The organism is Tritonibacter mobilis F1926, assembly GCF_000376545.2.
GTDB classification, from domain to species: domain Bacteria; phylum Pseudomonadota; class Alphaproteobacteria; order Rhodobacterales; family Rhodobacteraceae; genus Epibacterium; species Epibacterium mobile.
On record NZ_CP015230.1, the window covers coordinates 3,140,342 to 3,164,526 of the forward strand.

The following is a 24,185-nucleotide window of genomic DNA, read 5'->3' on the forward strand; positions in this document are numbered from 1 at the left end:
AAAATGATGTGAGATCAGTTCTCGATCAGGCTCATGTCGCGCAGAACCGAAGGCTCGAGATTTTCGATTTCAGGCCGGTCAATCGTTGCGCTGGCGGTCAGCTGATTGATTCGATCCTCGACCGCTTGTTGTGCCAGTTCAAGTCCGATCTCTTCACGGACGTCTTCATAATCTGGGGCTTCCAGTTTGCGGCGGTCATTCAGCTTGATGATGTGCCAGCCGAATTGGGTCTGCACTGGCTCGGAGACCTCACCCGGACGCATCTCGGCGACAGCGGCTTCAAATTCCGGCACCATGCGACCATTTTCAAACCAACCAAGCTCACCGCCGTTGGGGCCACTTGGTCCGGTGGAGGATTCTTTGGCCAATGCCGCGAAATCCGCACCTGCATCAAGTTGCTCTTTGATGTTGACGGCATCTTCTTCGCTTTCCAGCAAGATATGAGAGGCGTTGAATTCGTCGCCGCCATCATCGCTGCTGTAGCGCGCATCATAGGCATCGCGGATCGCGTCTTCGGTCTGAGCATCCTCCATTACGGATTCGATGACATCGGACGCCAGCAGAGACCGCTCCTCGTGCTCGACCGACAGACGCACGTACTCTGGGGTGTCGCCATGGAGCTGCTGCTTGAGCACGGTTTGTTGAATCAGCTGGTCCAGCAGCGCCTTGAACAACAGATCATCCGGCAGGCTTTGGTACTGGGCGGGCAGTTTGGCGCGTGCGACGATCATATTTCCAACAGTGATCTCTTCACCGTTGACCTTTGCGACCACCGTATTGGCATTCAGTTCGGCATATGCAGGTGCCGCGAGGCCGAAAGCAGCCGCAAATGCGACGCTCCGCAAAAAAGTGAGACCTTTGCGCATGGAAACCTTCCTATATTCCTGCCACGGCGGGTCGTGGCGTTGACACTTATTTTCCTGCCCCTTACATCGCCATAGGGCCTGCGGCAGGACCGTCTTTCCACCTTTGTTTATGGGTTGCGAACACGGCGGGCAAGCCTGCCGCTAAACAAGGCCGTGAACAGGACTTTTGGAGCGCACATGCTGGGTATCGGAACTCTCGCCAAAAAGGTCTTCGGCACGCCGAATGACCGCAAAATCAAGGCGACACGGCCGCTGATTGCAAAAATCAACGCGCTGGAGCCTGAGTTCGAGGCGCTGAGCGACCAGGGGATAAAGGACAAGACCGAAGACCTGCGCAAGCGGGCTCTTGCTGGTGAAAGCCTTGATGATCTTCTGCCCGAAGCATTCGCCAATGTTCGCGAAGCCGCGCGTCGTGCTTTGGGGCTTCGGGCGTTTGACACCCAATTAATGGGCGGAACGTTCCTTCACCAAGGTAACATTTCCGAGATGAAGACGGGTGAAGGTAAAACCCTTGTGGCGACCTTCCCCGCGTATCTGAACGCACTCACCGGTAAGGGTGTGCATGTTGTTACGGTGAACGAATATCTCGCCAAGCGTGACAGCGAGTGGATGAGCAAGGTGTTCGAGGCACTGGGGATGACCACTGGCGTGATCTACTCCAATCAGCCCGAGGCGGAAAAGATGGCCGCCTATGAGTGTGACGTCACTTACGCCACCAACAACGAGCTGGGCTTTGACTATCTGCGCGATAACATGAAGCCTTCGCTGGATCAGGTTTTCCAAAAGCAGCACAACTTTGCCATCGTGGATGAGGTCGACTCGATCCTGATCGACGAAGCACGCACCCCTTTGATCATCTCCGGTCCCGCCGAAGATCGGTCCGAACTCTATGACACCATCGACAAGCTGATTCCGACGCTTGACGAAGAGCATTATGAGATCGACGAGAAAACCCGTGGTGTGACCTTTACCGAAGAAGGCAATGAGTTCCTTGAGGACTCGCTTCTTAAGGCCGGTTTGCTTGAGGAAGGTGCGAGCCTTTATGACCCGGAAAGCACCACCGTGGTGCACCACGTCAACCAAGCACTGCGTGCGCACAAGCTGTTCCAACGCGATAAGGACTATATCGTGCGCGACGGCAATGTGGTGCTGATTGACGAGTTTACGGGCCGAATGATGCCGGGGCGCCGCCTGTCGGAAGGTCTGCATCAGGCGATCGAAGCCAAAGAAGGCACAACGATCCAGCCTGAAAACACCACACTGGCCTCGGTCACGTTCCAGAATTACTTCCGTCTTTATGACAAACTCTCGGGCATGACCGGCACGGCCATGACCGAAGCCGAAGAATTTGCCGAGATTTATGGCCTTGGCGTGGTTGAGGTTCCGACCAATCGGCCAATTGCCCGCGTGGACGAGGACGATCAGGTCTACCGCACAGCCAACGAAAAATATGCGGCAATGATTGCGGAAACCAAAGTTGCACATGAAAAGGGCCAGCCGGTTCTGCTCGGGACAACCTCGATTGAGAAATCCGAGCTGCTGAGCCATTTGCTGCAGCAGGAGGGGATCGAACACAACGTCCTCAACGCGCGCCACCACGAGCAAGAAGCCAAGATCGTTGCCGACGCAGGCCGCTTGGGCGCCGTGACCATCGCCACCAATATGGCCGGTCGAGGCACGGATATTCAGCTCGGTGGCAACATCGACCTGAAGGTGATGGAAGCGCTTGAGGCCAACCCGGACGCTGATCCTGCTGCGTTGCGCGCAGAAGAAGAAGCCAAGCACGCCGAGGAAAAACAAAAGGTGCTTGATGCTGGTGGCTTGTATGTGATGGCCTCTGAGCGCCATGAAAGCCGCCGTATCGACAACCAGCTGCGGGGCCGCTCTGGTCGTCAGGGTGATCCGGGCCGCACCAGCTTCTACCTCAGCCTCGAAGACGACCTGATGCGTATCTTTGGGTCTGAGCGTCTGGACAAGCTGCTCTCGGGGCTTGGTATGAAAGAAGGCGAGGCGATTATTCACCCGTGGGTGAACAAATCGCTGGAACGCGCACAGGCCAAGGTCGAAGGCCGCAACTTTGACATGCGCAAGAACGTGCTGAAGTTCGACGATGTGATGAATGACCAGCGGAAGGTGGTTTTTGCACAGCGCCGTGAAATCATGGCGTCTGATGACACCCATGAGATTGTCACGGACATGCGCCATGAGGTGATCGACGATCTGATCGACCTCTACATGCCGCCCAAGACCTACGCCGACCAATGGGATACCAAAGGCCTGCAAGAGGATGTGCGCGATAAGCTCAGCATCGACGTTCCCGTGGTCGAGTGGGCCGCCGAAGAAGGGGTCGATGACGAGCAAATCCGCGAACGTCTCATTGAGGCTTCTGACAAGCTCATGGCCGAAAAGGTGGAAGCGTTTGGTCAGGAAGGTATGAGCAACATCGAAAAGCAGGTGTTGTTGCAATCCATTGACGCCAAATGGCGCGAACACCTTCTGACGCTGGAGCACCTGCGTTCTGTTGTGGGGTTCCGTGGATATGCGCAACGTGACCCGCTCAATGAGTATAAGAACGAGAGCTTCCAGCTGTTTGAATCCATGCTCGATTCACTGCGCGAAACGGTGACGCAGCAGCTGTCCCGTGTGCGCCCGCTCAGCGAAGAAGAGCAGCGCGAGATGATGATGCAAATGGCTGCCCGTCAGGCTGGGATGCAGCAAGCCGCAGCGCCAGCCATTGCAGACGCCGTGGAAGAACCGCTTGCGGGTTTTGTCGAAGACGACCCCTCAACTTGGGGTAACCCCTCGCGCAATGACAAATGCCCCTGCGGATCTGGGAAAAAGTTTAAACATTGCCACGGTCGGCTGGGCTGATGCGCAATCGGGCGGTCTAACTGCCCAAAAACTATTAAAGACTGTGGCAAAGGTCGTGTTTCCTCCCGGCCTTTGCCACAGTCTGGCCGCCTTCCCGAGATACGAATCCTTAACCTTTTGGGGTAAGGAGGGTGTAATGGGTATCCGAGTTACAGGTCTTATTGCTGCGGCCACTGTCGTCTGTGCCTTGGGCACAGGCGTGTATATGCAGCGTACAGCCGACATGCAGCGATCGCTGGCGTCCAACGCGGCGCTCGACCAGCCCGCACCTCTGCCAACAGAGCCTGAAACCGGAAAACTTGTGTTTCAGGATGTGGCCTATACGTCCGCACGCACAGACACACGCACGCCACGACAGCCGTTGCGCGATGTCGACACATCACTGCTGCAATGTGCAAGTGACCTAAAACTCACGCCAATGCCCGGTGCCTTGTTGCGCGTCGAAATCTCCGCTCCCTGCCGGGGTGGCGAGCGATTTACACTTCATCATAGCGGCGTGATGGTGACCCAATCTCTGGATGCTGCGGGTGAGTTCAGCGGTGTGTTGCCTGCGCTGGCAGCGCGCGCTGTCGTCATTGCAGATTTTGCGTCGGGTCGAGATTTGGAGGCCGTTGCAGAGGTGAACGATCTCGACAGTGTCGAGCGTGTCGTCATGCAATGGCAAGGCGACAGCGGGCTTGAACTGCATGCGCTGGAGTTTGGCGCGACCTATGGGAGCGCTGGACATGTGTGGAAAGGTTCTGAATCGGGGCAAGGCGCAGGGCAGGTTCTGTTTCTGGGTGATCCAGCGCAGGTCGCCGCACGTCTGCTGCAAGTCTACACGCTCCCTAAAAACAGTGGTTATGGCGTGGTCAACATTTCTGTCGAGGCAGAGATCACAAGTGACAACTGTGATCAGGTCGTCGCCGCGCAATTGGTTGAACGCCGTGGTGACAGGTTGCGGACACGCGATCTTGTGCTGAACATCCCGGAATGTTCTGCAACAGGTGACTTTCTGGTGTTGAATAATCTGGTAGAAAGCCTGAAAATCGCCTCCAACTAACTGGGGCGACACCGGGATTTCTCATGAGCTATTATCGTGCGGCGGTTTGCGCCGCACTCTGCTTTTTCAGCGCAAGCGTTCCGGCTTTCGGACAGGATGTAACGCTGTCATCGCCCGATGGTGCCATCGAGGTGAGCGGAGATTTATTGGGCTTTGATGGTGAATTCTACCGCGTCGAAACGCAATTTGGCGAGCTGACCGTGGATGGCTCAGGGGTGCGCTGTGACGGGCCCGGTTGCCCCAGCCTCTCGGATTTCGTCGCCGAGATTACCCTGTCTGGCTCCTCTACTATGGCAGAGGTTTTGCTGCCTGCGCTTATCGAAGGTTTTGCGCTGCGCAACGGGTTCCAGACCGCCAGAGAGCAACTTGACCCGCGCCAGTTCGAATACACCCTGTCGCGCGAGGGCCATGTGGCAGGGCGGTTTACCTTTCACGTCAGCAATACGGACGAAGGGTTTGCCGACGTTTTGGCCAATCAAGCCGATATCGTGATGGCCTTGCGCGAAATTCGCGAGGCGGAGCATCTGCTCGCATCCGAGGCAGGCCTTGGCGATATGTCGCTCTCTAATCGGGGACGGGTACTTGCGCTGGACGCGATGGTTCCGGTTGTGGCGCCTTCCAATCCGGTGCGGCGTATTTCCTTGCCGCAGCTAGCGGATATCTACGCGGGCAAGATCACTAACTGGCAAGAACTGGGTGGCGCGGATGCACCCATTTCCGCACATTTGCCCGTCGCCGGGGCAGGACTTGCGCAAGCGGTTGAGGATAAGCTGTTGTCGCCTGCTGGGCTGACGCTTGCCAAGACTATCCGGCGTCATGATCGTGGCAGTACATTGGTGCGTACCGTCGCCACTGATCCTTTTGCTATTGGCATTGCGAGCTTTGCGGAAACGGGCCAGACGCGGATGCTGACTCTTACAGGGACCTGTGGGTTCTCACTTTCGGCGGCCCGCCGCAGCATTAAGACCGAAGACTATCCTTTGACCGCGCCAATGTTTCTCTATCTGCCTGCACATCGCCTGCCGCGTATTGCGCGGGATTTCCTGACCTATGTGCGTGGACCTGCCGCGCAAATTGTCATTCGCAGAGCCGGATTTGTAGATCAGGCACCGGAGTATATTCCCATGCGCATGCAGGGAGAGCGCCTCAGCAATGCGATTAAATCTGCAGGTGACGACATCCCCTTGGGGGAGTTGAAGCGAATGATTTCAGGGCTTGATGGTTTGCAGCGATTAACGACGTCGTTTCGGTTTGAGGCCGGGTCGTCCCGCCCTGATGCGCAATCTCGAAACAACATCGATCTGATCGCGCGCGAATTGGAGGCCGGAGTGTATGACGGCAAGCGCATGGTGTTTGTCGGGTTCTCTGATGGGGAAGGCCCAGCAGAAGGCAACCGTGCGATTGCATTGAAACGTGCCGAGTCTGTGCGTCGTGCGGTGGAGCGCGCGGCCGAAACTGCAAATCTCGATCGCATAACGATAGAAACGGCGGCTTATGGCGAAGCGTTGCCCATCGCCTGCGATGACAGTGCTTGGGGCCGTCAGGCCAACCGTCGCGTCGAAGTCTGGGTCAGGTAGAGGTGGCGCGCGCCCTCGTTCTCGGGGCCTATGGGCTGATTGGGTCGGCTTGCGCACGTGCACTTGTGGATGCTGGGTTTGACGTCACTGGCTTGGGGCGTTCAAGCCAAGCAGCGCAGCGGTCCAACTTACCTGTGGATTGGGTTATCCGCGATATAGCGCAGCTAACGATTGTCGAATGGCAGGACCTATTGGAGGGATGCGACGTCGTAGTGAACGCCGCTGGGGCATTGCAGGATGGCGCGCGAGATCGCCTAGAAGCCATTCACGTCACAGCGTTGAAGGCGCTGGCCCGAGCGGCCGAGACGATGCCTCTGCGAGTGGTGCAAATCTCAGCCGCTGGCGTGGTGGAGGATGCCTCGACAGAGTTTTTCCGAAGTAAGGCACGTGGCGACGCAGTGATCGCACGTGGACTCTCCGATTGGGTCATTCTGCGCCCGACATTGGTATTGGCGCCCGAGGCCTATGGCGGCACGGCGTTGTTGCGCGCGGCGGCGGCCATACCTTTGGTACAGCCCAAGGTGCTGCCGGGGGCGATGATCCAGACAGTCTCGATCGAGGATGTGGCCTCGGCGGTGGTGAAAGCCGCCCGGAATGAGATCGCAGCCGCAACTATTTTGGATTTGACGGAGGAGGGCACACAGAGCCTCGCAACGCTAACTGAGACCATGCGGGACTGGCTCGGGGTATCGCCCCCGATCTTCAGGCCGACCCTACCGGACTGGGCGCTGCGGACAATGTCATCCTTTGCGGATTTGCTCGGGCAGTTGGGGTGGCGATCGCCACTGCGTCGCTCTGCCGTTCAGGTGTTGCGCGATGGGGTTCGCGGCGATCCCTCGAACTGGGTGGCCACTGGCGGTTTGCCTTGCATGTCTCTGCAGGAAACCCTGTCGCGCATGCCCGCAACCCGTCAGGATCGCGTGTTCGCGCGGGTATATCTGGCGTTACCCCTCGCGATTGCGACGCTCTCTTTCTTTTGGGTTATATCTGGACTGATCCCCTTTTTCGATCTCCCCGGAACGATTTCCATCCTTACTGACCGCGGTGCGCCTTCCTGGCTAAGCGCCCTCGCGGTGATTGGCGGCGCGGTGCTCGACGTGGCATTGGGCATGGCAATCCTTTGGCGGCGATGGGCGGCGCGTGCTGCCATGGGCATGATCGCCTTGTCAGCTGCCTATGTCTTAGGGAGCCTCATCGCAGCACCAGACCTCTGGCTCGACCCGCTTGGTCCGATGGTCAAAGTCCTGCCGGGCATGATGCTTGCAGGCATTGTTGCGCTGGTTTTGGAGGACAGATGATCTACGAGGTTCTGCTGTTCCTGCACGTGCTTGGCGCCACAGTTCTGTTGGGCACCGGAGCAGGTATCGCCTTTTTTATGGTGATGTCACATCAAAGCAAGGATGCACGGCTGATCGCGCATGTTTCCGGTATTGTGGTCATTGCAGATACGGTGTTCACGGCAACGGCGGCGATTGCACAACCTGTAACCGGCTATCTGCTGGCACGAGAGGTTGGTTGGCCCCTGACAGAGGGCTGGGTCGCAGCCTCGCTTGGTCTTTATGTTTTTGTCGGATGCTTCTGGCTGCCGGTGGTCTGGATGCAACTGCGTATGCGCAACCTTGCACGCGCGGCGCGTGACAATTCAGAACCACTTCCGGCAGCCTATTTCAGGCTCTATCGCTGGTGGTTTGCCTTTGGATTTCCGGCATTTGCGGCGGTGCTCGCCATTGTCTGGCTGATGCTGACAAAGCCTGTGTTGTAGGTGTTGTCAGCACAGGCCACGCGCGGTTAGGCGCGTCGTTCACCGAGGCGCGCGACGCCCAGAACATCCAGCACTTTGGCTTCGATATGTTCCGCGTTCATCGCGGCATTGTCGTACATATCTTTGGGGCTTGCCTGATCGATAAAGGTATCGGGCAGCACCATGGAGCGGAACTTCAGGCCCTCGTCAAACACACCCTCATCAGAAAGCAACTGTGCCACATGAGAACCAAAACCACCGACCGCGCCTTCTTCAACCGTGATGAGCGCCTCGTGCTCAGCTGCGAGGTTCAGGATCATGTCGCGGTCTAGCGGTTTGGCAAAGCGCGCGTCGGCAATGGTCGGCGTGATGCCACGGGCCGCGAGTGCCTCTGCGGCTTTGCGCACCTCGCCAAGGCGGGTGCCAAAGGACAAGAGCGCCACGCGTTTACCGTCCTGAATCATCCGGCCCTTGCCGATTTCCAATATCTCAGGCTGCTCTGGCATCTCTACGCCTTCGCCTTCGCCACGGGGGTAGCGGAACGCGATGGGGCCATCGTCATAGGCGGCGGCGGTTGCAACCATGTGCTTTAGCTCGGCTTCGTCCGCCGCGGCCATAACCACCATGCCGGGCAGGTTCGCCATAAACCCAATGTCAAACGACCCTGCATGGGTGGCCCCATCGGCCCCGACCAAACCTGCACGGTCGATCGCAAAACGCACAGGCAGACGCTGGATCGCAACATCATGCACGACCTGATCGTAGCCGCGCTGCAGGAAGGTCGAATACATCGCACAGAACGGCTTCATCCCGCCCGCCGCCAGCGCGGCGGCAAAGGTCACGCCGTGCTGTTCTGCTATGCCCACGTCAAAGGTGCGTGACGGATAGCGCTCCGCCATCAGATTGAGGCCAGTGCCATCGGGCATCGCAGCGGTGACGGCGCAGATTTTGGAGTCCTGTGCGGCCAGTTCCGCCAGTGTTTTGCCAAAGATCGACGTGTAGGAAGGTGCGTTGGAGGGCGCTTTTTTCTGCTCCCCCGTCACCATGTCGAACTTTGCCGTCGCATGGCCTTTGTCGCGCGCCACTTCAGCCGGGCGGTAGCCTTTGCCCTTTTTGGTAACCGCGTGAATCAGGATCGGCCCGTTTGCGCGCGCTTTGACGGTGCGCAGAACCGGCAGAAGCTGGTCCATATCGTGACCATCAATGGGACCAATGTAGGAAAAGCCCAGCGATTCGAACAAAGTGCCGCCCATGGCCATGCCCTTCAGCATATCCTTGGCGCGTTTGGCGCCCTCGCGGAAAGGTTCCGGCAACAAAGAGACCGCGCCCTTGGCTGCGGCTTTAAGGTCGTGAAACGGTGCCTCGGTATAGAGGCGGCTGAGATACGAGGAGAGCGCACCAACTGGTGGCGCGATCGACATCTCGTTGTCGTTGAGGATCACGATCAGCCGCTTGCCTAGGTGGCCCGCGTTGTTCATCGCCTCAAACGCCATACCCGCGCTCATGGCGCCATCGCCAATCACCGCAATCGCGTCGCCAAGGCCTTCTTCGGTGACGCCACTCAGATCACGGGCGACGGAAAACCCGAGCGCGGCAGAGATGGACGTGGAACTATGCGCCGCACCAAAGGGATCAAAGGCACTCTCGGAGCGTTTGGTAAAGCCCGAAAGACCATCCTTCATCCGCAGGGTGCGGATACGGTCACGACGTCCGGTCAGGATCTTGTGCGGATAGCACTGATGCGAGACGTCCCAGATCACCTTGTCTTTGGGCGTATCAAAAACCGCATGAAGCGCCACCGTCAGTTCCACAACGCCAAGACCAGCCCCCAGATGCCCGCCGGTGACAGAGACGGCAGAGATAGTCTCTTGCCGCAACTCATGCGCGAGTTGCTCCAACTGCGCGTCAGAGAGACGTTTCAGATCCGCAGGCGATGCGATCTGATCAAGGAGCGGGGTCTGTGGCCGGTCGGTCATGTGGGTCGTGGCTCCTTCGGGGCGCGATTTAGCTGTCGCGCGAGATAACGAAGCGGGCGGCGTCCTTCAAGGTATCGCCTGCCGCGCCATATGGGGCAAGGGCAGCACAAGCCTGATCGGCCAGTTCCTGCGCGCGGCGTTTTGCGCCCTCCAGCCCAAGGAGCGACACAAAGGTGGCTTTGCCTGCGTCTTCGTCCTTGCGCACGGCTTTGCCTACGGTTGCAGCATCGCCCTCTATATCCAAGATGTCGTCGGCGATCTGAAAAGCCAGTCCCAATGCTTGGGCATAGTGACGCAGCGGTGCGGGGTCCGCACCTGCCAGCCGCGCACCGGCACAGGCGGACCATTCGATCAGGCAGCCGGTCTTGCGCGCCTGAAGGGTGGTAATTTGTTCAAGTGTCAGCGGTGCCTCAGCCGTTTCTGCGGCGATGTCCAGCATCTGGCCGGAGACCATGCCGTCCTTGCCCGCAGCCTCTGCCATTGTGCGAATGAGGCTTATCGCATGGGAGCCGACTTCCTCACGCGCGAGGAGTTCGAACGCCAGTGTTTGCAGGCTATCGCCTGCCAGAACAGCGGTAGCTTCGTCCCATTTGCGGTGCAACGTGGGCTGGCCTCTGCGCAAATCATCATCATCCATACAGGGCAGGTCATCATGCACCAGCGAGTAGGCGTGGATGCATTCAATCGCCAGCGCCGCCTCAAGTGCGGCCGTCTCGGGGACATGATGCAGCCGTGCGCTCTCGAGAACGAGGAAGCCACGCAGCATTTTGCCGCCACGCAAGGCGTAGAGCATCGCTTGATGCAGCAGATCTGTCTGCGGCAAGCGGTGTTCCATATGGATGGATATTCTCGTCTGCGCTTGCGAGAGCGCAGCGGTAAACCCTGCCGCCATCTGACCTTATCCCGCGTCGAGCGGTTGAGTGCCGGATGGCTGACCATTTGCGTCGAACGCGATCGCGCGAACTTTTTCCTCTGCGCGCTTCAGCTCATCTTCGCAACGTTTTTTAAGCTGCGAACCGCGGTCATAAAGGGCAATGGAGGCATCCAGAGCCACGTCACCGCGCTCCAGCTGATCGACGACGCGTTCCAACTCCTGCATCGCAGTTTCAAAGCTCATCTCTTCGACGGGGGTCTCGGTTGTCATGTCGCGGCCTTTATCAATTCTTCCACATGCGCCTTGGCGGCGTCGGCTAGCGCGTTCAGATCATATCCGCCTTCCAAAGTCGAGACGATACGACCCTGGCACAGCTCTTGAGCAAGCGTGCAAAGTTCTGCGGTGAGCCAACGAAAATCGTCTGTTTCCCAGTTAAGCTGTGCCAGCGGATCGTCCTTATGCGCATCAAATCCGGCCGACAGAATGATAAGTTCTGGTTTGAACGCTCTCAGACGAGGAAAGGCCTGCTCAGTGTAAGCGTTTCTCATTGTTGCGCCGGTGCTTTCGGGTGGGAGTGGCAGGTTCATAACATTGCCGTAAGCACCGTCTTCTTCAGGATGCCCACTACCGGGCCAAAGCGGCATTTGTTGTGAACTGATGACCAATGCCCGCCGCTCATCCCAGAGCAGGTCTTGTGTGCCGTTGCCGTGATGTACGTCGAAATCCACCACTGCGACGCGGCGTAGGTTGTGGTGGTCTAGTGCGTGTTTTGCCGCCAGCGCTGCGTTTCCCAACAGGCAAAACCCCATTGGTGTATCCGTTTCTGCGTGATGACCGGGCGGTCGCGTCGCGCAAAAGGCGTTACGGACCTCGCCGGATAAAACCAGATCTACCGCACGGACTACCGCACCTGCCGCGCGAAAGGCTGCATCCAGTGACCCGGGCGACATCCATGTGTCCGCGTCGAGTTCTTTGCGGCCTTCGCTAGGCAAGGTGCGGCGAAGGTCTGCAAGGTAACTTGCAGGATGGATGCGCAGCACATCGTCTTCGGCCGCCATTGGTGCAGACACTCGTTTCAGGTCGAGCGCTTCAAGCGCGTGTAGCACATGTACCAATCGAGCGATCTGTTCTGGATGACCGGGCGGTGTCTCGTGAGTGAGACAATCCGCATGAGTCAGCATTGCCGTGGTCATCTCGATCACCTTTCCGACGCGAATAGTGAGATATCAGTTGATACGTTCACTATGCCGCCGAAAAGCTATTCCTCAACCCTGCCGTAGGAATGTGCCGTTCTGCTACTGTCGATCTTAGAAATTGATTGGAGCAAGCAGTTCAGGCGAGGTGGCCAGCTCTCTTACACCGTCGCTGTGGATCTCGCCAAAGACATTGCCATTTGCCGCCCAGGAATTGATCGATGAGTATGAAACCTTTGCACAGGAAGGGCGCACGCTCCACGTGACCTGATAGGGAGAACAGGTTGCTTCAGTGTAGCTGGGCCCGGTGGTTGACCCGCGAAACACGATGGGATTGCCGGTTCCAGTAGGGAGTGACTGCGGTTGATGCAGACCATTCGCCATGTGACCCGCGTAGGCAAAGTCATGAAAGTTCAGTGCATTATCATCGTTCACCACGAGGAATACCTGGCTTTCGACCCGCAGAGTGGGGTTGGCACAGCTTTCACTCACACAAGAACCGAGGCCGGGACCGGGGCTGATGTTACAAGAGGTAAAGACCCAATGCACCTCGATCGTGTCGCCGGGGTGGATGCCCTCAAATGCGCCGTGGCCGCCTGTGGGGTCGATCTGTTCCGCGATGGTCAGATCACGGGTTTCATTACACAAATAGCCCCCTTGTTTTGAACCACCCGCCGGAATTGAAAAGCCGGGTCCACGATGTTCCGCGTTGGTATGCGTGTGAATATTGCAGAGGTTCATCGCAGCAGAAGGAGGTGCCATGGCGAAACTCGCAGCGTTTTCACCGATGAAACTGCCGATGTCGCGGGGCGTTTGTGGGCCGAACCCCTGACAGATTCCTTCAGCGCTTTGTGCAGCAGGTGCACGGCCATTGTCCGCAGGTTTTGCGGTTCCATGTGAATCTGATGCCATCAGAGGCGTTGCAGTCGTTGCGCAGGCGACAACCCAGAGAAACAATTTGCGAACCATTCCTAACATACCAACCCTTCGTGAATGGGAAACAAAGGGACGCTATTGGGGAAAGGTTATTAAACCTCCCAAATCGGAAAGCCTCTAGCATTAAAAATGCGTCAGAGTGATCTTGCAAAGCTGAGAGGGAGCAACATGCGCATCTATATGTGAGAATGCGCATAGGACCCCTCAAGGTGAACTCAAAGAGTATCTCTCAATCCGGTGCCAGCATATAACCTGCACCACGCACGGTTTGCAGGTATTGAGGCTGCTTTGGGTTCGGCTCGATCTTGCGCCGCAGCCGCGTGATTTGAACATCGACCGCACGCTCCTGTGCTTGGCCGCGGTCACGCCCCAGATCCTCAACCAGCTTGGCGCGGCTTACCGCTTCACCGGGTTGCGAGGAAAATATCTTCATCAATTGAACCTCGGTGGAGGTGAGCCGGATCAGATCCTGGCCTTGCCACATCTCGCCACGGTCAATATCATACCGGATAGCACCCAATTGCAGGAATTTTGGGGTGATGTCTTCGGGCTGACTCTCGGGCATGCGCCTCAGGATTGCATTGATACGGAGCAGGAGTTCTTTGGGCTCAAAGGGTTTTGGCAAATAATCGTCCGCGCCAGCCTCAAGCCCTTTAATCCGATCATCCGTCTCGCCACGTGCAGTCAGCAACAGGATTGGTGTCGTCATCGTTTCGCGCAGCGCGGAGGTGAGGGATAGCCCATCCTCACCCGGCATCATCACATCCAACACGATCAGATCAAAATCCAACCCGGAAAGCACCCGCCTCGCATGTGCCGCATCGCGCGCGGCAGTCACTAGAAATCCGGCCCGGATCAGGAACTTTTTCAAAAGATCGCGGATGCGTTCGTCATCATCGACGATCAGAAGATGCGGATCATTATGGTTCATTGTGACCTCTCCCGCAGATCGGCGTAGGCGCGACGCATGTCCGCATCCATCATGGCTTCGAGTACTTTTTTAAATCCTTGAACGGCCTCTGGACCCGCTTGTTTGTAAGCGGCCCGCATACGCACGCGCTGGGCGTCGGATAGGCGTTGCTCCAGATCCACTCCGCGTTCTGTCAGATAAAGATTGCGTTCCCGTTTATCGAGCGTTCCGACCCGGCTGTCGACCAGTCCATCCTCAACCAACGCACGAAGCACGCGGTTCAGGGATTGTTTGGTGACCCCAAGGATGCTGAGGAGATTGTTGACCGTTGTGCCCGGAGAGCGGTTGATAAAATGCAGTGCCCGGTGATGCGCCCGCCCGTAGGCCAGATCGGCAAGGATACGGTCAGGGTCAGCAGTAAAGCCCTGATAGGCAAAGAACATCGCCTCGATCCCTTGGCGCAACTGCTCATCTGTCAGAAACAGGAGGCTCTCACCGCCAAACCCTGCTCCGGAACGCCCGTCAGACATTATCGCCTCTCCTTTGTTTTGCGGGCCAGTTTATGTCAGCATTATTGACATTCCAAGACCTGAGATGTACCGAGTGACGAGTTTGGCGCAATTATGTGAATGAAATCACGCTATGTTGCGCAATAACCGAAAATGATACGGCGCTGAAAAGGAATGCGGAATGGCTGGATATGATGACCGCGACGGTCTGATCTGGATGGATGGCGAATTGGTGAACTGGCGCGATGCCAAGGTCCACATCCTGACGCATGCAATGCACTATGCTTCCTCTGTGTTTGAAGGTGAGCGCGCCTATAATGGCAAGATCTTCAAAAGCCGCGCGCATTCCGAACGTCTGATTGCGTCAGCAGAGGCGCTGGATATGCCGATGCCTTACTCGGTGGATGATATCGAGAAAGCCAAGGAAGAGACCTTGAAAGCATCGGGCCTTCAGGATGCTTATGTGCGCGCCGTCGTCTGGCGTGGTTCGGGCGAGGATATGGGCGTTGCGTCAGCGAAAAACCCGGTCCGGATGGCGGTCGCTGTCTGGGGGTGGGGGGCCTATTACGGCGATGCTAAAATGCAGGGCGCAAAGCTCGATATCGCGGAATTCAAACGTCCCTCTCCAGAAACGATCCCGGTGCATGCCAAGGCGGCGGGTCTTTATATGATCTGCACGATCTCCAAGCACAAAGCGGAAGCCAAAGGCTGCTCTGACGCGTTGTTTATGGACTATCGCGGCTATGTCGCCGAGGCGACCGGGGCGAATATCTTCTTCGTAAAAGATGGCGAGGTACATACGCCGAAACCGGATTGCTTCCTCAACGGTATCACCCGGCAGACTGTGATCCAGATGCTCAAGGACAAGGGCATCACCGTACATGAGCGCCATATCATGCCCGAAGAAATGGATGGATTTGAACAGTGTTGGCTGACCGGCACTGCCGCCGAAGTGACACCTGTGGGTGAAATCGGCCCCTATAAATTTGAGGTTGGCCAGATGACCCGTGAAATTGCCGAGGAATACGAGGCGCTGGTCCGCAGCTGACACAATTCTGGCTACTAAAATGCAAAAGCGCGGGACAGACGCCCCGCGCTTTTTCTGTATGAGCACCTCCGGTGCCGTTGGGCGCTTGTCGCCCCTTCAGCTTTTCTCAAATATCTCGGAGCGCGAGGCAGAGCCTCGCATCCCTGATCAAACCTGTGCGCCGTAGGCGCTCCGCTGGATCACGCGATTTCTGTAGTGACGTCGACGTTGCCCCGCACAGAATTGGAATAGGGGCAGATTTTATGCCCGGCTTCAATCAGGCGCTCGGCGGCCTCTTTGTCCACACCGGGAAGTGTCACTTTCAAGTGGGCCTTAAGGCCAAAACCACCAGCCTCACGCGGGCCAATTCCAACTGCGGTTTCGACTTTGACGTTGTCTGGAACTTTCGGTAGGCTATCGTCTTGGGTTGTCGCGAACTTCATCGCGCCGATGTAGCAGGCGGAATACCCGGCGGCAAAGAGTTGCTCTGGGTTGTAGCCTTTGCCATCGCCTCCCATTTCTGTGGGCGGGGCGAGATCGAGAACCAGATCGGTGCCAGCTACTTTGGCTTGACCATCGCGGCCTCCGGTGGCGGAGGCATGGGCGGTGTAAACGGGGGATACGGACATGTTCGGCTCCTTTTGTCGTGGGCGATTATATCGTGTGCGATATACTTGGGCGCCCCAAGCAGAAAGTCAACCGCTTGCGATTACATCGTGCGAGATCTAAATTTCCCACATGGATAGACCTTTGAAAATCGATGAGCTTTTGTGCTTCTCCGTTTATTCGGTGAACCATGCAATCTCGCGCCTCTATCGGCCGCTGCTGGCCCCGTTGGGACTGACCTATCCGCAATATCTAGTGCTGGTTGCGCTGTGGGACAGGGACCACCGTCGGGTCAGCGATCTGGGAGCAGAGTTGCAACTGGATACGAATACATTGACCCCGTTGCTCAAACGTATGGAGACTGCCGAACTGCTCACACGCCAGCGCAACCCAGAAGATGAACGCAGCCTGATTGTAACGCTCACAGAAAACGGGCGAGCGTTGGAGCATAAAGCTACTGAGCTTACGGCATGTGTTTTGGAGGCAATGGGAGGGGATATTGAGGAACTCTCGGCTTTGCGCGATCAGCTGCACACACTGCGTGACAAGTTGGAGCAAAGGTAACCTGGCTCATCCGCCCTTCGGATCAGTCAGTGGCTTGGCTTTGCCTCGGTCCAGTCCCAAACGGCTCTCACGCCAGATTACGATGCCATTTGCCACAATGACCAGCGCTGCCCCTGCCAGCATCACCGCGGATGGCCATTCTGCGAACCAAATGTAGCCAATCACCAGCGCAAACAACATCGATACGTAGTCATAAGGGGCCAGCAGCGATGCAGGCGCAAACCTATAGGACGAGGTGATCAGGATCTGGGCAATTGCACCAATAAAGCCAGTACTGATCAGCAGCAGCAACAAGGGGGTATCGGGCATGATCCAGCCAAAGGGCAAGGTCAGCAGCGACAGCAGTGAAGCGGTCACAGAGAAGTAAAAGACAATCGCTGCGGTTTCTTCGCTCTGTACCATTTTCCGGATGTGGATTTGTACAAACCCGCGCAAGGCAGCGGCCGTCAGGACCAGCATTGCCCCGATGAAGGCCGTATCCTGAAACGCCTCAGATCCGCCAAGTCGGGGAGAAAGCATGATCACTACGCCGACAAGCCCGATGGCGACGGCGCTGATGCGAATGATGCGAATACGCTCTCCGAGCAGCAACGCCGCCAGCACCAGCGTAAAGATTGGTGTGGCGTAACCCAGAGCTGTAACCTCTGGCAGGGGCAGGATGGCCAGGGCTGCAAAATTCAGACCCATCGCAGAGGTCCCCACTAAGCCACGCCAAAAATGAAGCATCGGGCTTTTGGTGCGCAATCCGTTTGGTAGATCGCCACGTAGGGCAAGCCACACAAGGATTACAGGCAGCACGAAAAAAGATCGAAAAAACACGGCCTGACCCGTGGGAACAGTCTGTGTGATCTCTTTGATCAAACCCGACATGATGGTGAAAAGCCCAATGGCGGTCACTTTCAAGGTGATCGCCAAAAGTGGTCGATGCGATGTTAAGCTTTTTACCATGAGCGGACCCTGCGCGCTTGTCCAATGAATGGCAAGCGCGCAGGGTTGAACTGGTACATTATTTACTGGTCAACAATTCGGCTTGGTCAATGCGCGTGACCGTGGTCATGGGCATGGTCATCTTGCGCGGGCTCGGCCTCACCATCGCGCCACTCTGCAAGGGCCTGGCGCAGGATCTGGAAGGCGGAACTCAGGAACAAACCGGCCATGATGCCCGCAACGATCAGATCGGGCCAACCTGTTGCAGTGCCCCAGACACCTAGGGCCGCGATCATCACTGCCACGTTTCCAACCGCATCATTGCGCGAACACAGCCAGACCGAACGCACGTTTGCATCGCCATCTTTATAGGCGGCCAGCAATGCCACCGACAAAAGGTTCGCGGCAAGCGCCATGAAGCCGATATAGCCCATGACTTGCGCCTCCGGGACGCCAACGACGAACACTTTCCACACGGTGGAGCCAAAGACCCAGCTCCCCATCAGCAAGAGGCTCACGCCCTTACCAATTGCCGCCATTGAACGTGTGCGCAGGCTGGCACCGATCACCGCCAGTGAAATCCCGTAAGTGAGCGCATCACCCAGAAAGTCCAGGGCGTCAGCCTTCAGTGCTTGGCTATTGGCGGCCTGACCGGCTGCCATTTCAACGAAGAACATCGCCGCGTTGATTACGATTACAGCCCAGAGACGACGCTTGTATTCGCGTGATACGCCGTCAAACTGAGCGTTGTGGTTGCAACATCCTGCCATGGGTCAGGTCCTTTGCTCTTGTCCTTGATCTCGATTCGGTATGAACCTAATTGCTCTAGCCACTAGAGGTTCAAGAGGGGATTTCGATGTATTCGATCGGCGCACTGTCAAAGGCCACCGGGGTCAAGATTCCAACCATTCGCTATTACGAAGAAATCGGTCTGATTGATCATGCGACGCGCAACGCAGGTAATCAGCGGCGGTATGATCAAGCAGGGCTAGAGCGGCTCGGCTTTATCAAACATGCTCGTGATCTTGGTTTCGCGCTTGAAGAAATCAAAGACCTCATGGCGCTCAACGGTGAGTTGGGGCAGGACTGTCATGCGGCCGATATTATTGCGAAGGCGCAGTTGGAAAAGGTCCGCGCACGGATTTCACGCCTCCAGCAGCTTGAGGCTGAACTGGAAAGGATCACCCACCTGTGTGAAGGCGGTAGCGGTGGCACGTGCAAGGTGTTGGGAGCGTTGGGCGATCACAGCCTGTGCATCGGCGATCACGATTGATCGAATTCAACCGCCCTTAGACACCGGGCGGATCTGCAGGGGGGATGAATTTCTCCATGTCCTCGGCAGCCAGAACCGCCTGAAGACCGCTGCGATAGTCTGGATATAGCAGATCGACGCCTAGATCTTCTTTGATCCGGTCGTTGCGCACGCGTTTGTTTTCGCCGTAAAAACTGCGGGCCATCGGGCTCATGCCCGCTTCATCGAAAGGCACTTCTGAGGGGATTGGCAGCCCCAACAGTTCGGCGGCATATCCCAAAACGTCTTGTGGGGGAGCTGGTTCATCATCACAGACGTTGTAGATCGCCCCCGGATCAGGGTGAGCGATGGATGCCTTTAGAACCTGTGCGATATCATCCACATGGGCGCGCGAAAACACCTGACCGGGTTTGACGATGCGACGGGCCTTGCCTGCCATGAGTTTGGCAAATGGACCACGACCAGGCCCATAGATCCCCGCGAGGCGGAAAATATGAAGTGGTAGCTTTGGCACCGCCGACCAGTCATTTTCCGCCTGCACACGCCAATCTCCACGCTGACTTGATGGTGTTGCGGGAGTGGCTTCATCCACCCACCCCCCATCGTGGTCACCGTAAACAGCCGTGGTTGACAGATACCCCACCCACTCCAGCGAAGCCAGCGCGGCAATTTGTGTACCCAGCGCGTTCAACACCGGATCGCCAGCCTCGGACGGGCTAATTGACAAGAGGATATGAGTGACGTTTTGCAGCGGGAGGTCATCTCCCGGCCATGTGATCAACTCCACATTTGCGTCATCACTATGGTCAGGAGTGTCACGGGTTGTACCGATGATATGCCACTCATTGCGCGGCAGAATTTTTGCCAACGCGCGGGCGGTATAGCCATATCCAAAGCAGAGAAGCGTTTTGCGAGTGGTGTCCTGAGTCATGAGGCAGACCATGCGGGCGGGCGCGGGCAGATGCAAGCAACTGCCGGTAGTCATTGGGTATGATCCGCTCTACTACGTTCGAACCATTGCGCCTGACAAGGGCGCAACTCAGGCGCGTAGCAAAGAGGAGAACATAAATGTTGACGTCGGAAAGCCAGTTCGAGACGGCCAAAGCCAGCCAGTATCTGCAGCAATTGTGCAAACATTTCGCGCATAAGGTCGAGGCGTCATGTGATGCTCATTCCGGTAAGGTCGCGTTTCCCTGTGGCACGGCAACCTTCGCTGCCAGCGACGATGTCTTGATTATGACTGTGGTGGCAGAAGATCAGGCGGGACTGGAGCAATCCAAAGAGATCATCGAAAGCCATCTGATCCGTTTTGCCTTCCGCGATAAACTAGAGCGCCTTGACTGGTCCTGAAATCTAACTTTTCGAATTGACCATGGCTCTTCTGTGTGAGCTATGGCAGTTAATCAATGCCAGCAATTGCACAAGCAACAGCCAGCGAGACCGATCCCTCAAAACCATCAAAAGACCCGGAGTCTTTTCTATGTTTCGATCACTCGCCTGTGCCTCCGCACTGTTTCTTGCAGTGCCTGCTTTTGCTGCGGAGACTGTTTCCGTCGACACCTACCGCGGTGCTGTAGACGTCCCCGCCAATCCTGAAAAAATCGCTGTTTTTGATATCGCCGCTGTAGACACGCTATCTGCGCTGGGCGTCGACGTAAGCGGCGCGCCGCAGAACCTTTATGTGGACTACCTCCAAAGCGTTGCGGACAAAGCCGAAGATCTGGGCACCCTGTTTGAGCCTGATATTGAGGCCGTACATGCGCTGCAGCCCGATCTGATCATCGTGGGCGGGCGCAGTTCCGACCAGGTTGATACGATGGCTGAACTGGCTCCAGCCATTGATATGACGATTTGGGAAGATGTCGTTGGACAGGGGCTGGCGCGCTTGGGCACCTACGGCAAGATCTTTGGTCGCGAAGATAAGGCGGCCGAATTGCGCGCGGATTTTGATGCGCAGCTAAAGAGCGCCCGTGCCGCGGTGGCAGATAAGGGGACGGCTCTGATCATCCTGACCAACGGTCCGAAAATTTCGGCTTATGGCAAGGCGGGCCGGTTTGGCTGGGTGCATTCCACACTCGACCTGCCAGAAGCAGCGGCGGAGATCAGCGATTCCACACATGGTGAAAGCATCTCTTTTGAATTTATCCAGACCGTGAACCCGGACTGGTTGATTGTGATCGACCGTCTCGCTGCGATTGGTCAGCCGGGCGAGGATGCAAAAACCACGCTCGACAACACGTTGATGCACGAAACCAAAGCGTGGAAGAACGATCAGGTCGTCTATCTCAACGCATCAGATATCTACATCTCCGGCGGCGGCATTCAGTCGATGATGCGCACGCTTTCGGATATTGAGGCCGGTTTCAACGGAAACTGATCTCTGATGTCGCGCACTGCCTTGGGTGTTCTGGCCCTCAGCCTCTTGTTCGTTGGGTCGCTCTTTGTTGGAGCGACCCCTCTTTCGCCAATGGACGTTACGACGCCGGAGGCGAGGGCCTTAATCTGGGACAGTCGCCTGCCGCGCGCATTTGCTGTGGTCCTGACCGGTGCGTCGCTGGCGATTGCCGGTCAGATCATGCAACTCATCGCGCGCAACAGATTTGTGGAGCCGATGACCGCCGGCACCGGTCAAAGCGCGATGCTCGGACTGTTGATCGTTTCCGTCTGTCTGCCGGCCGCCTCCGTTGGGCTCAAGATGGCGCTCTCGGCCTTTGCTGCCCTGATCGGGAGCATCGGTTTTTTTGCGATCACCCGCCGCCTGCCGCCAGAGGAGCCGCTGTTGGTGCCGCTCGTGGGTATCGTCTACGGCGGTGTGATTGGCTCGGCCGCCGTCTATATCGGTTTTCAACTTGATATGCTGCAATACATCGACATCTGGTTGACCGGTGAGTTCTCCGGCACCATGCGTGGGCGATACGAATTGCTGTGGATTGCAGGTCTTGCGGCAGTGCTGAGTTATCTGGTGGCAGATCAGTTTTCCATTCTTGGCCTCGGGGAAACGGTGAGCCTCAACCTCGGCCTCAACTACCGTCAAGTCGTCCTGAGCGGTCTGGTGGTGATTTCCGTGGTGACGGGCCTTACCGTGGTGACAGTGGGCGCGATCCCCTTTGTCGGGCTGGTGGTGCCAAATCTTGTCAGCCGCCTCGTTGGTGACAATCTGCGCCGTAGCCTGCCGCTGACGGCAATGGCGGGCGCAGGTTTGGTTTTGGCTTCGGATATTTTTGCACGCCTCGTGGTGCATCCGTTCGAGGTGCCCGTGGCGACCGTCATCGGCATCATCGGCGCGGCTGTCTTCCTGTGGATGCTTTACGGCAGAGGGCAGCATGTATCGTAATCGCCTGCTGTTACTCACGCTCGCCCTCGTGGCCTGCGCACTTGCCTATCTGTTCACTGGCGTGAAGGGGAGCCTTGAGTTTGCGCTGATGTTTCGCGGCAAAAAACTCGCAGCATTATTGTTGATCGGCGCAGCGCAGGCGGTGGCGGCGGTGATGTTTCAGACCATTTCCGGCAATCGCATCCTGACACCTGCGATCATGGGGTTTGATGCGCTTTACGTTCTGATCCTGACAGCTGCGGTGGTTGCACTGGGAGCACCTGCCTATCAACAGCTTGATCCGGGGCTGTTGATGCTGACCAATGCGACGTTGATGTGTGCGGCGGCGGTGATGCTCTTTGGCCTGTTGTTGCGCAAAGGGCAGGGCGATCTGATGCGCATGCTTCTGACCGGGGTGGTCTTGGCGGTCATGCTGCGTTCTATCACTGGCCTCCTGCAGCGTGTGATCGACCCAAGTGAATACGCCGTAGTACAAGCGGCCTCTTTTGCGCGGTTCTCTCGGGCCGAAACCGATCTGCTGGGCGTCTCCGCTCTCCTCTGCTGTGGAGCGCTGGGATTGGCGTGGCGTATGCGGCACCGGTTGGATGTGCTGGCACTCGGACCGGTGGCATCAACCTCGCTGGGGGAGCCACCACTTCGCGGGCAGCGCTGGGCGCTCTTGCTGATTTCAGTTCTGGTTGCGGTCTCGACCGCATTGGTGGGGCCAGTGGCCTTCTTTGGTCTTTTGGTTTCTGCGCTGACCTATCTGGTTCTGCCAACCTATCGCCATGCGATCCTGCTGCCGGGTAGCGCGCTGATTTCCGGCGTGATCCTTGTTGGCGGCCAATGGGCGCTCGAGCGTGTCTTTGCCTTTACCACCCCGCTCAGTGTCGTGGTCGAATTCCTTGGTGGGGTGGTGTTCCTGCTGTTGCTGATGAAAGGACTGAAACGATGATCGAGGTCCAGAACCTGTCCCATGATATCCACGGTGCTCCGATCCTCAGGGATATTTCTGTCACTGTCCCCAAAGGCGGTGTGGTCGCGCTTGTTGGTCCCAATGGTGCGGGTAAATCCACGCTGCTGTCACTCATGGCGCGACTAATACCCCGGCAACAGGGGCGTATCACGGTGGATGAGCTTGTCGTGGGCGAAAGCGATGACAAGGATTTGGCAAGGCGACTCGCGATTCTGCCGCAAACGGTTCACGCCGCAAGCCGTTTGACAGTGCGCGATTTGGTTGGCTTTGGCCGGTATCCCTATCACAGGGGACGCCCAACGCCTGATGACCGCGCGATGGTTGAGGACGGTATGCGCCTCTTTGATCTGTTGCCGCTGGCAGAACGGTCGCTTGATACGTTGTCCGGTGGGCAGCGCCAGCGCGCGTTTGTGGCGATGACCTATGTGCAGGATACGGATTATTTGTTGCTGGATGAGCCACTGAACAATCTCGATCTGGCGGCCTCGCGCGCGCTGATGGCCCGCCTCAGAGATCTGGCAGACAATAAGGACCGCACGGTTATCATCGTGCTGCATGACATCAATTTTGCCACCGTATACGCCGACCGTGTTCTGGTGATGAAGGAGGGGCGCCTTTGTGCAGATGGTGCACCACAGGATGTGATTACCGAGACGCTGATCCAGAGCGTCTTTGAAACCGACGCGCCATTGCGCACGGTTGAGGGTCGCCCGGTCGTGATGGTCTGATCCGGCTCCTCCCTGTCGCTTGACACAGGCCGTCTCACTGACGCAAGAGAGTAGCGATGGTTCCCCGACGCCTAAGGCAAGTGGGATGAAAAGGGAATTCGGTGAGGAGGAGCCAAAGGGCGCCGAATCCGAAACTGCCCCCGCAACTGTAAGCGGCAAGTGCCCCGTCACACACCACTGATCCAAATGGGTCGGGAAGGGACGGACGCGCAACGACCCGCAAGTCAGGAGACCTGCCATCGCGATGTATAAACCAAGCGGGCGGTGGGCCTGCGGAGGACGCGATGCCAGATGTGA

25 protein-coding genes and 1 riboswitch are annotated in these 24,185 nt (G+C 57.3%); of the genes, 13 read left to right on the forward strand and 12 right to left on the reverse strand.

Annotated features, from left to right (window positions below):
• Nucleotides 1–14 precede the first annotated feature (14 nt).
• Nucleotides 15–866: a peptidylprolyl isomerase gene (locus K529_RS14850; protein WP_005607790.1), complete on the reverse strand. Its 852-nt coding sequence runs from the start codon at nucleotides 864–866 to the stop codon at nucleotides 15–17.
• 177 nt (nucleotides 867–1,043) lie between these two features.
• Here K529_RS14850 and secA point away from each other — a divergent pair, with 177 nt between their 5' ends.
• From secA to K529_RS14875, 5 genes are all read left to right on the forward strand, one after another.
• A complete protein-coding gene (gene secA, locus K529_RS14855) occupies nucleotides 1,044–3,737 on the forward strand; it encodes a preprotein translocase subunit SecA (protein WP_005607793.1) in 2,694 nt (897 codons plus the stop codon).
• 136 nt (nucleotides 3,738–3,873) lie between these two features.
• Entirely contained in the window at nucleotides 3,874–4,779 is a 906-nt protein-coding gene (locus tag K529_RS14860) for a hypothetical protein (RefSeq protein ID WP_005607797.1), read from the forward strand.
• Nucleotides 4,780–4,802: 23 nt separating this feature from the next.
• Nucleotides 4,803–6,356 carry a phosphate ABC transporter substrate-binding/OmpA family protein gene (locus K529_RS14865; RefSeq protein ID WP_005607800.1) on the forward strand — a complete coding sequence of 518 codons (1,554 nt, stop codon included), beginning with the start codon at nucleotides 4,803–4,805 and terminating at the stop codon, nucleotides 6,354–6,356.
• Between the two features lie 2 nt (nucleotides 6,357–6,358).
• Entirely contained in the window at nucleotides 6,359–7,654 is a 1,296-nt protein-coding gene (locus tag K529_RS14870) for an SDR family oxidoreductase (protein ID WP_005607803.1), read from the forward strand.
• Nucleotides 7,651–8,118, forward strand: a complete 468-nt coding sequence (locus K529_RS14875; RefSeq protein WP_005607806.1) for a DUF2269 family protein — start codon at nucleotides 7,651–7,653, stop codon at nucleotides 8,116–8,118. The genes K529_RS14870 and K529_RS14875 overlap by 4 nt, the downstream gene beginning before the upstream one ends.
• Before the next feature lie 26 nt (nucleotides 8,119–8,144).
• Here the strand turns inward: K529_RS14875 and dxs are convergent, their stop codons facing one another.
• The 7 genes from dxs to K529_RS14910 form a co-directional block, all read right to left on the reverse strand.
• Entirely contained in the window at nucleotides 8,145–10,073 is a 1,929-nt protein-coding gene (gene dxs / locus K529_RS14880; RefSeq protein WP_005607809.1) for a 1-deoxy-D-xylulose-5-phosphate synthase, read from the reverse strand.
• A gap of 28 nt (nucleotides 10,074–10,101) precedes the next feature.
• Nucleotides 10,102–10,965: a polyprenyl synthetase family protein gene (locus K529_RS14885; protein WP_005607811.1), complete on the reverse strand. Its 864-nt coding sequence runs from the start codon at nucleotides 10,963–10,965 to the stop codon at nucleotides 10,102–10,104.
• 6 nt (nucleotides 10,966–10,971) lie between these two features.
• Nucleotides 10,972–11,217 (reverse strand): exodeoxyribonuclease VII small subunit, encoded by a 246-nt coding sequence (locus K529_RS14890; protein WP_005607814.1) that lies wholly within the window; start codon nucleotides 11,215–11,217, stop codon nucleotides 10,972–10,974.
• Complete coding sequence (locus K529_RS14895; RefSeq protein WP_005607817.1) at nucleotides 11,214–12,140, reverse strand: histone deacetylase family protein; 927 nt, start codon at nucleotides 12,138–12,140, stop codon at nucleotides 11,214–11,216. The genes K529_RS14890 and K529_RS14895 overlap by 4 nt, the downstream gene beginning before the upstream one ends.
• A gap of 114 nt (nucleotides 12,141–12,254) precedes the next feature.
• Nucleotides 12,255–13,052 carry a delta-class carbonic anhydrase gene (locus tag K529_RS14900; RefSeq protein WP_046002035.1) on the reverse strand — a complete coding sequence of 266 codons (798 nt, stop codon included), beginning with the start codon at nucleotides 13,050–13,052 and terminating at the stop codon, nucleotides 12,255–12,257.
• A 253-nt stretch (nucleotides 13,053–13,305) separates the two neighbouring features.
• On the reverse strand, nucleotides 13,306–14,007 hold the full coding sequence (locus tag K529_RS14905) for a response regulator (protein ID WP_005607824.1): 702 nt from the start codon (nucleotides 14,005–14,007) through the stop codon (nucleotides 13,306–13,308).
• Complete coding sequence (locus tag K529_RS14910; RefSeq protein ID WP_005607826.1) at nucleotides 14,004–14,516, reverse strand: MarR family winged helix-turn-helix transcriptional regulator; 513 nt, start codon at nucleotides 14,514–14,516, stop codon at nucleotides 14,004–14,006. Before K529_RS14910 ends, K529_RS14905 begins: the two co-directional genes overlap by 4 nt.
• Before the next feature lie 160 nt (nucleotides 14,517–14,676).
• Between K529_RS14910 and K529_RS14915 the strand changes: the two genes are divergently transcribed.
• Complete coding sequence (locus K529_RS14915) at nucleotides 14,677–15,543, forward strand: branched-chain amino acid aminotransferase (RefSeq protein ID WP_005607828.1); 867 nt, start codon at nucleotides 14,677–14,679, stop codon at nucleotides 15,541–15,543.
• Nucleotides 15,544–15,722: 179 nt separating this feature from the next.
• Here the strand turns inward: K529_RS14915 and K529_RS14920 are convergent, their stop codons facing one another.
• Nucleotides 15,723–16,151 (reverse strand): organic hydroperoxide resistance protein, encoded by a 429-nt coding sequence (locus K529_RS14920; RefSeq protein ID WP_005607830.1) that lies wholly within the window; start codon nucleotides 16,149–16,151, stop codon nucleotides 15,723–15,725.
• Between the two features lie 109 nt (nucleotides 16,152–16,260).
• On the opposite strand from K529_RS14920, the gene K529_RS14925 reads away from it, so the two are divergent.
• On the forward strand, nucleotides 16,261–16,692 hold the full coding sequence (locus K529_RS14925; RefSeq protein WP_040641240.1) for a MarR family winged helix-turn-helix transcriptional regulator: 432 nt from the start codon (nucleotides 16,261–16,263) through the stop codon (nucleotides 16,690–16,692).
• A gap of 6 nt (nucleotides 16,693–16,698) precedes the next feature.
• Here K529_RS14925 and K529_RS14930 read toward each other — a convergent pair whose 3' ends face one another.
• Together K529_RS14930 and K529_RS14935 are read right to left on the reverse strand one after the other, a co-directional pair.
• A complete protein-coding gene (locus K529_RS14930; protein ID WP_040641241.1) occupies nucleotides 16,699–17,640 on the reverse strand; it encodes a DMT family transporter in 942 nt (313 codons plus the stop codon).
• Nucleotides 17,641–17,726: 86 nt separating this feature from the next.
• Nucleotides 17,727–18,389, reverse strand: coding sequence for a cation transporter (locus tag K529_RS14935; protein WP_005607839.1), 663 nt, complete (start codon nucleotides 18,387–18,389; stop codon nucleotides 17,727–17,729).
• An 86-nt stretch (nucleotides 18,390–18,475) separates the two neighbouring features.
• Here K529_RS14935 and K529_RS14940 point away from each other — a divergent pair, with 86 nt between their 5' ends.
• Nucleotides 18,476–18,892: a MerR family transcriptional regulator gene (locus K529_RS14940; RefSeq protein WP_005607841.1), complete on the forward strand. Its 417-nt coding sequence runs from the start codon at nucleotides 18,476–18,478 to the stop codon at nucleotides 18,890–18,892.
• A gap of 16 nt (nucleotides 18,893–18,908) precedes the next feature.
• Here K529_RS14940 and K529_RS14945 read toward each other — a convergent pair whose 3' ends face one another.
• Nucleotides 18,909–19,802, reverse strand: coding sequence for an SDR family oxidoreductase (locus K529_RS14945; RefSeq protein ID WP_227512332.1), 894 nt, complete (start codon nucleotides 19,800–19,802; stop codon nucleotides 18,909–18,911).
• Nucleotides 19,803–19,939: 137 nt separating this feature from the next.
• Between K529_RS14945 and K529_RS14950 the strand changes: the two genes are divergently transcribed.
• The 5 genes from K529_RS14950 (at nucleotide 19,940) to K529_RS14970 (ending at nucleotide 23,888) form a co-directional block, all read left to right on the forward strand.
• Complete coding sequence (locus K529_RS14950; RefSeq protein WP_005607847.1) at nucleotides 19,940–20,221, forward strand: DUF2218 domain-containing protein; 282 nt, start codon at nucleotides 19,940–19,942, stop codon at nucleotides 20,219–20,221.
• Nucleotides 20,222–20,351: 130 nt separating this feature from the next.
• Nucleotides 20,352–21,248, forward strand: coding sequence for a siderophore ABC transporter substrate-binding protein (locus K529_RS14955; RefSeq protein WP_005607850.1), 897 nt, complete (start codon nucleotides 20,352–20,354; stop codon nucleotides 21,246–21,248).
• A gap of 6 nt (nucleotides 21,249–21,254) precedes the next feature.
• Nucleotides 21,255–22,205, forward strand: a complete 951-nt coding sequence (locus K529_RS14960) for an ABC transporter permease (protein ID WP_005607853.1) — start codon at nucleotides 21,255–21,257, stop codon at nucleotides 22,203–22,205.
• The gene (locus tag K529_RS14965) at nucleotides 22,195–23,139 is read left to right on the forward strand and encodes an iron chelate uptake ABC transporter family permease subunit (RefSeq protein ID WP_005607855.1); all 945 of its coding nucleotides are present in this window, start codon (nucleotides 22,195–22,197) and stop codon (nucleotides 23,137–23,139) included. The genes K529_RS14960 and K529_RS14965 overlap by 11 nt, the downstream gene beginning before the upstream one ends.
• Nucleotides 23,136–23,888: an iron ABC transporter ATP-binding protein gene (locus tag K529_RS14970; RefSeq protein WP_005607858.1), complete on the forward strand. Its 753-nt coding sequence runs from the start codon at nucleotides 23,136–23,138 to the stop codon at nucleotides 23,886–23,888. The genes K529_RS14965 and K529_RS14970 overlap by 4 nt, the downstream gene beginning before the upstream one ends.
• Nucleotides 23,889–23,928: 40 nt before the next feature.
• A riboswitch (cobalamin riboswitch) is annotated at nucleotides 23,929–24,143 on the forward strand.
• Nucleotides 24,144–24,185: the final 42 nt, after the last annotated feature.

Coding starts and splice junctions, on each gene's coding strand:
- K529_RS14850 (WP_005607790.1), bottom strand. CDS start 866: ATGCGCAAAGGTCTCACTTTTTTGCGGAGCGTCGCATTTGCGGCTGCT.
- secA (WP_005607793.1), top strand. CDS start 1,044: ATGCTGGGTATCGGAACTCTCGCCAAAAAGGTCTTCGGCACGCCGAAT.
- K529_RS14860 (WP_005607797.1), top strand. CDS start 3,874: ATGGGTATCCGAGTTACAGGTCTTATTGCTGCGGCCACTGTCGTCTGT.
- K529_RS14865 (WP_005607800.1), top strand. CDS start 4,803: ATGAGCTATTATCGTGCGGCGGTTTGCGCCGCACTCTGCTTTTTCAGC.
- K529_RS14875 (WP_005607806.1), top strand. CDS start 7,651: ATGATCTACGAGGTTCTGCTGTTCCTGCACGTGCTTGGCGCCACAGTT.
- dxs (WP_005607809.1), bottom strand. CDS start 10,073: ATGACCGACCGGCCACAGACCCCGCTCCTTGATCAGATCGCATCGCCT.
- K529_RS14885 (WP_005607811.1), bottom strand. CDS start 10,965: ATGGCGGCAGGGTTTACCGCTGCGCTCTCGCAAGCGCAGACGAGAATA.
- K529_RS14890 (WP_005607814.1), bottom strand. CDS start 11,217: ATGACAACCGAGACCCCCGTCGAAGAGATGAGCTTTGAAACTGCGATG.
- K529_RS14895 (WP_005607817.1), bottom strand. CDS start 12,140: ATGACCACGGCAATGCTGACTCATGCGGATTGTCTCACTCACGAGACA.
- K529_RS14900 (WP_046002035.1), bottom strand. CDS start 13,052: ATGGCATCAGATTCACATGGAACCGCAAAACCTGCGGACAATGGCCGT.
- K529_RS14905 (WP_005607824.1), bottom strand. CDS start 14,007: ATGAACCATAATGATCCGCATCTTCTGATCGTCGATGATGACGAACGC.
- K529_RS14910 (WP_005607826.1), bottom strand. CDS start 14,516: ATGTCTGACGGGCGTTCCGGAGCAGGGTTTGGCGGTGAGAGCCTCCTG.
- K529_RS14915 (WP_005607828.1), top strand. CDS start 14,677: ATGGCTGGATATGATGACCGCGACGGTCTGATCTGGATGGATGGCGAA.
- K529_RS14920 (WP_005607830.1), bottom strand. CDS start 16,151: ATGTCCGTATCCCCCGTTTACACCGCCCATGCCTCCGCCACCGGAGGC.
- K529_RS14925 (WP_040641240.1), top strand. CDS start 16,261: ATGGATAGACCTTTGAAAATCGATGAGCTTTTGTGCTTCTCCGTTTAT.
- K529_RS14930 (WP_040641241.1), bottom strand. CDS start 17,640: ATGGTAAAAAGCTTAACATCGCATCGACCACTTTTGGCGATCACCTTG.
- K529_RS14935 (WP_005607839.1), bottom strand. CDS start 18,389: ATGGCAGGATGTTGCAACCACAACGCTCAGTTTGACGGCGTATCACGC.
- K529_RS14940 (WP_005607841.1), top strand. CDS start 18,476: ATGTATTCGATCGGCGCACTGTCAAAGGCCACCGGGGTCAAGATTCCA.
- K529_RS14945 (WP_227512332.1), bottom strand. CDS start 19,802: ATGACTCAGGACACCACTCGCAAAACGCTTCTCTGCTTTGGATATGGC.
- K529_RS14950 (WP_005607847.1), top strand. CDS start 19,940: ATGTTGACGTCGGAAAGCCAGTTCGAGACGGCCAAAGCCAGCCAGTAT.
- K529_RS14955 (WP_005607850.1), top strand. CDS start 20,352: ATGTTTCGATCACTCGCCTGTGCCTCCGCACTGTTTCTTGCAGTGCCT.
- K529_RS14960 (WP_005607853.1), top strand. CDS start 21,255: ATGTCGCGCACTGCCTTGGGTGTTCTGGCCCTCAGCCTCTTGTTCGTT.
- K529_RS14965 (WP_005607855.1), top strand. CDS start 22,195: ATGTATCGTAATCGCCTGCTGTTACTCACGCTCGCCCTCGTGGCCTGC.
- K529_RS14970 (WP_005607858.1), top strand. CDS start 23,136: ATGATCGAGGTCCAGAACCTGTCCCATGATATCCACGGTGCTCCGATC.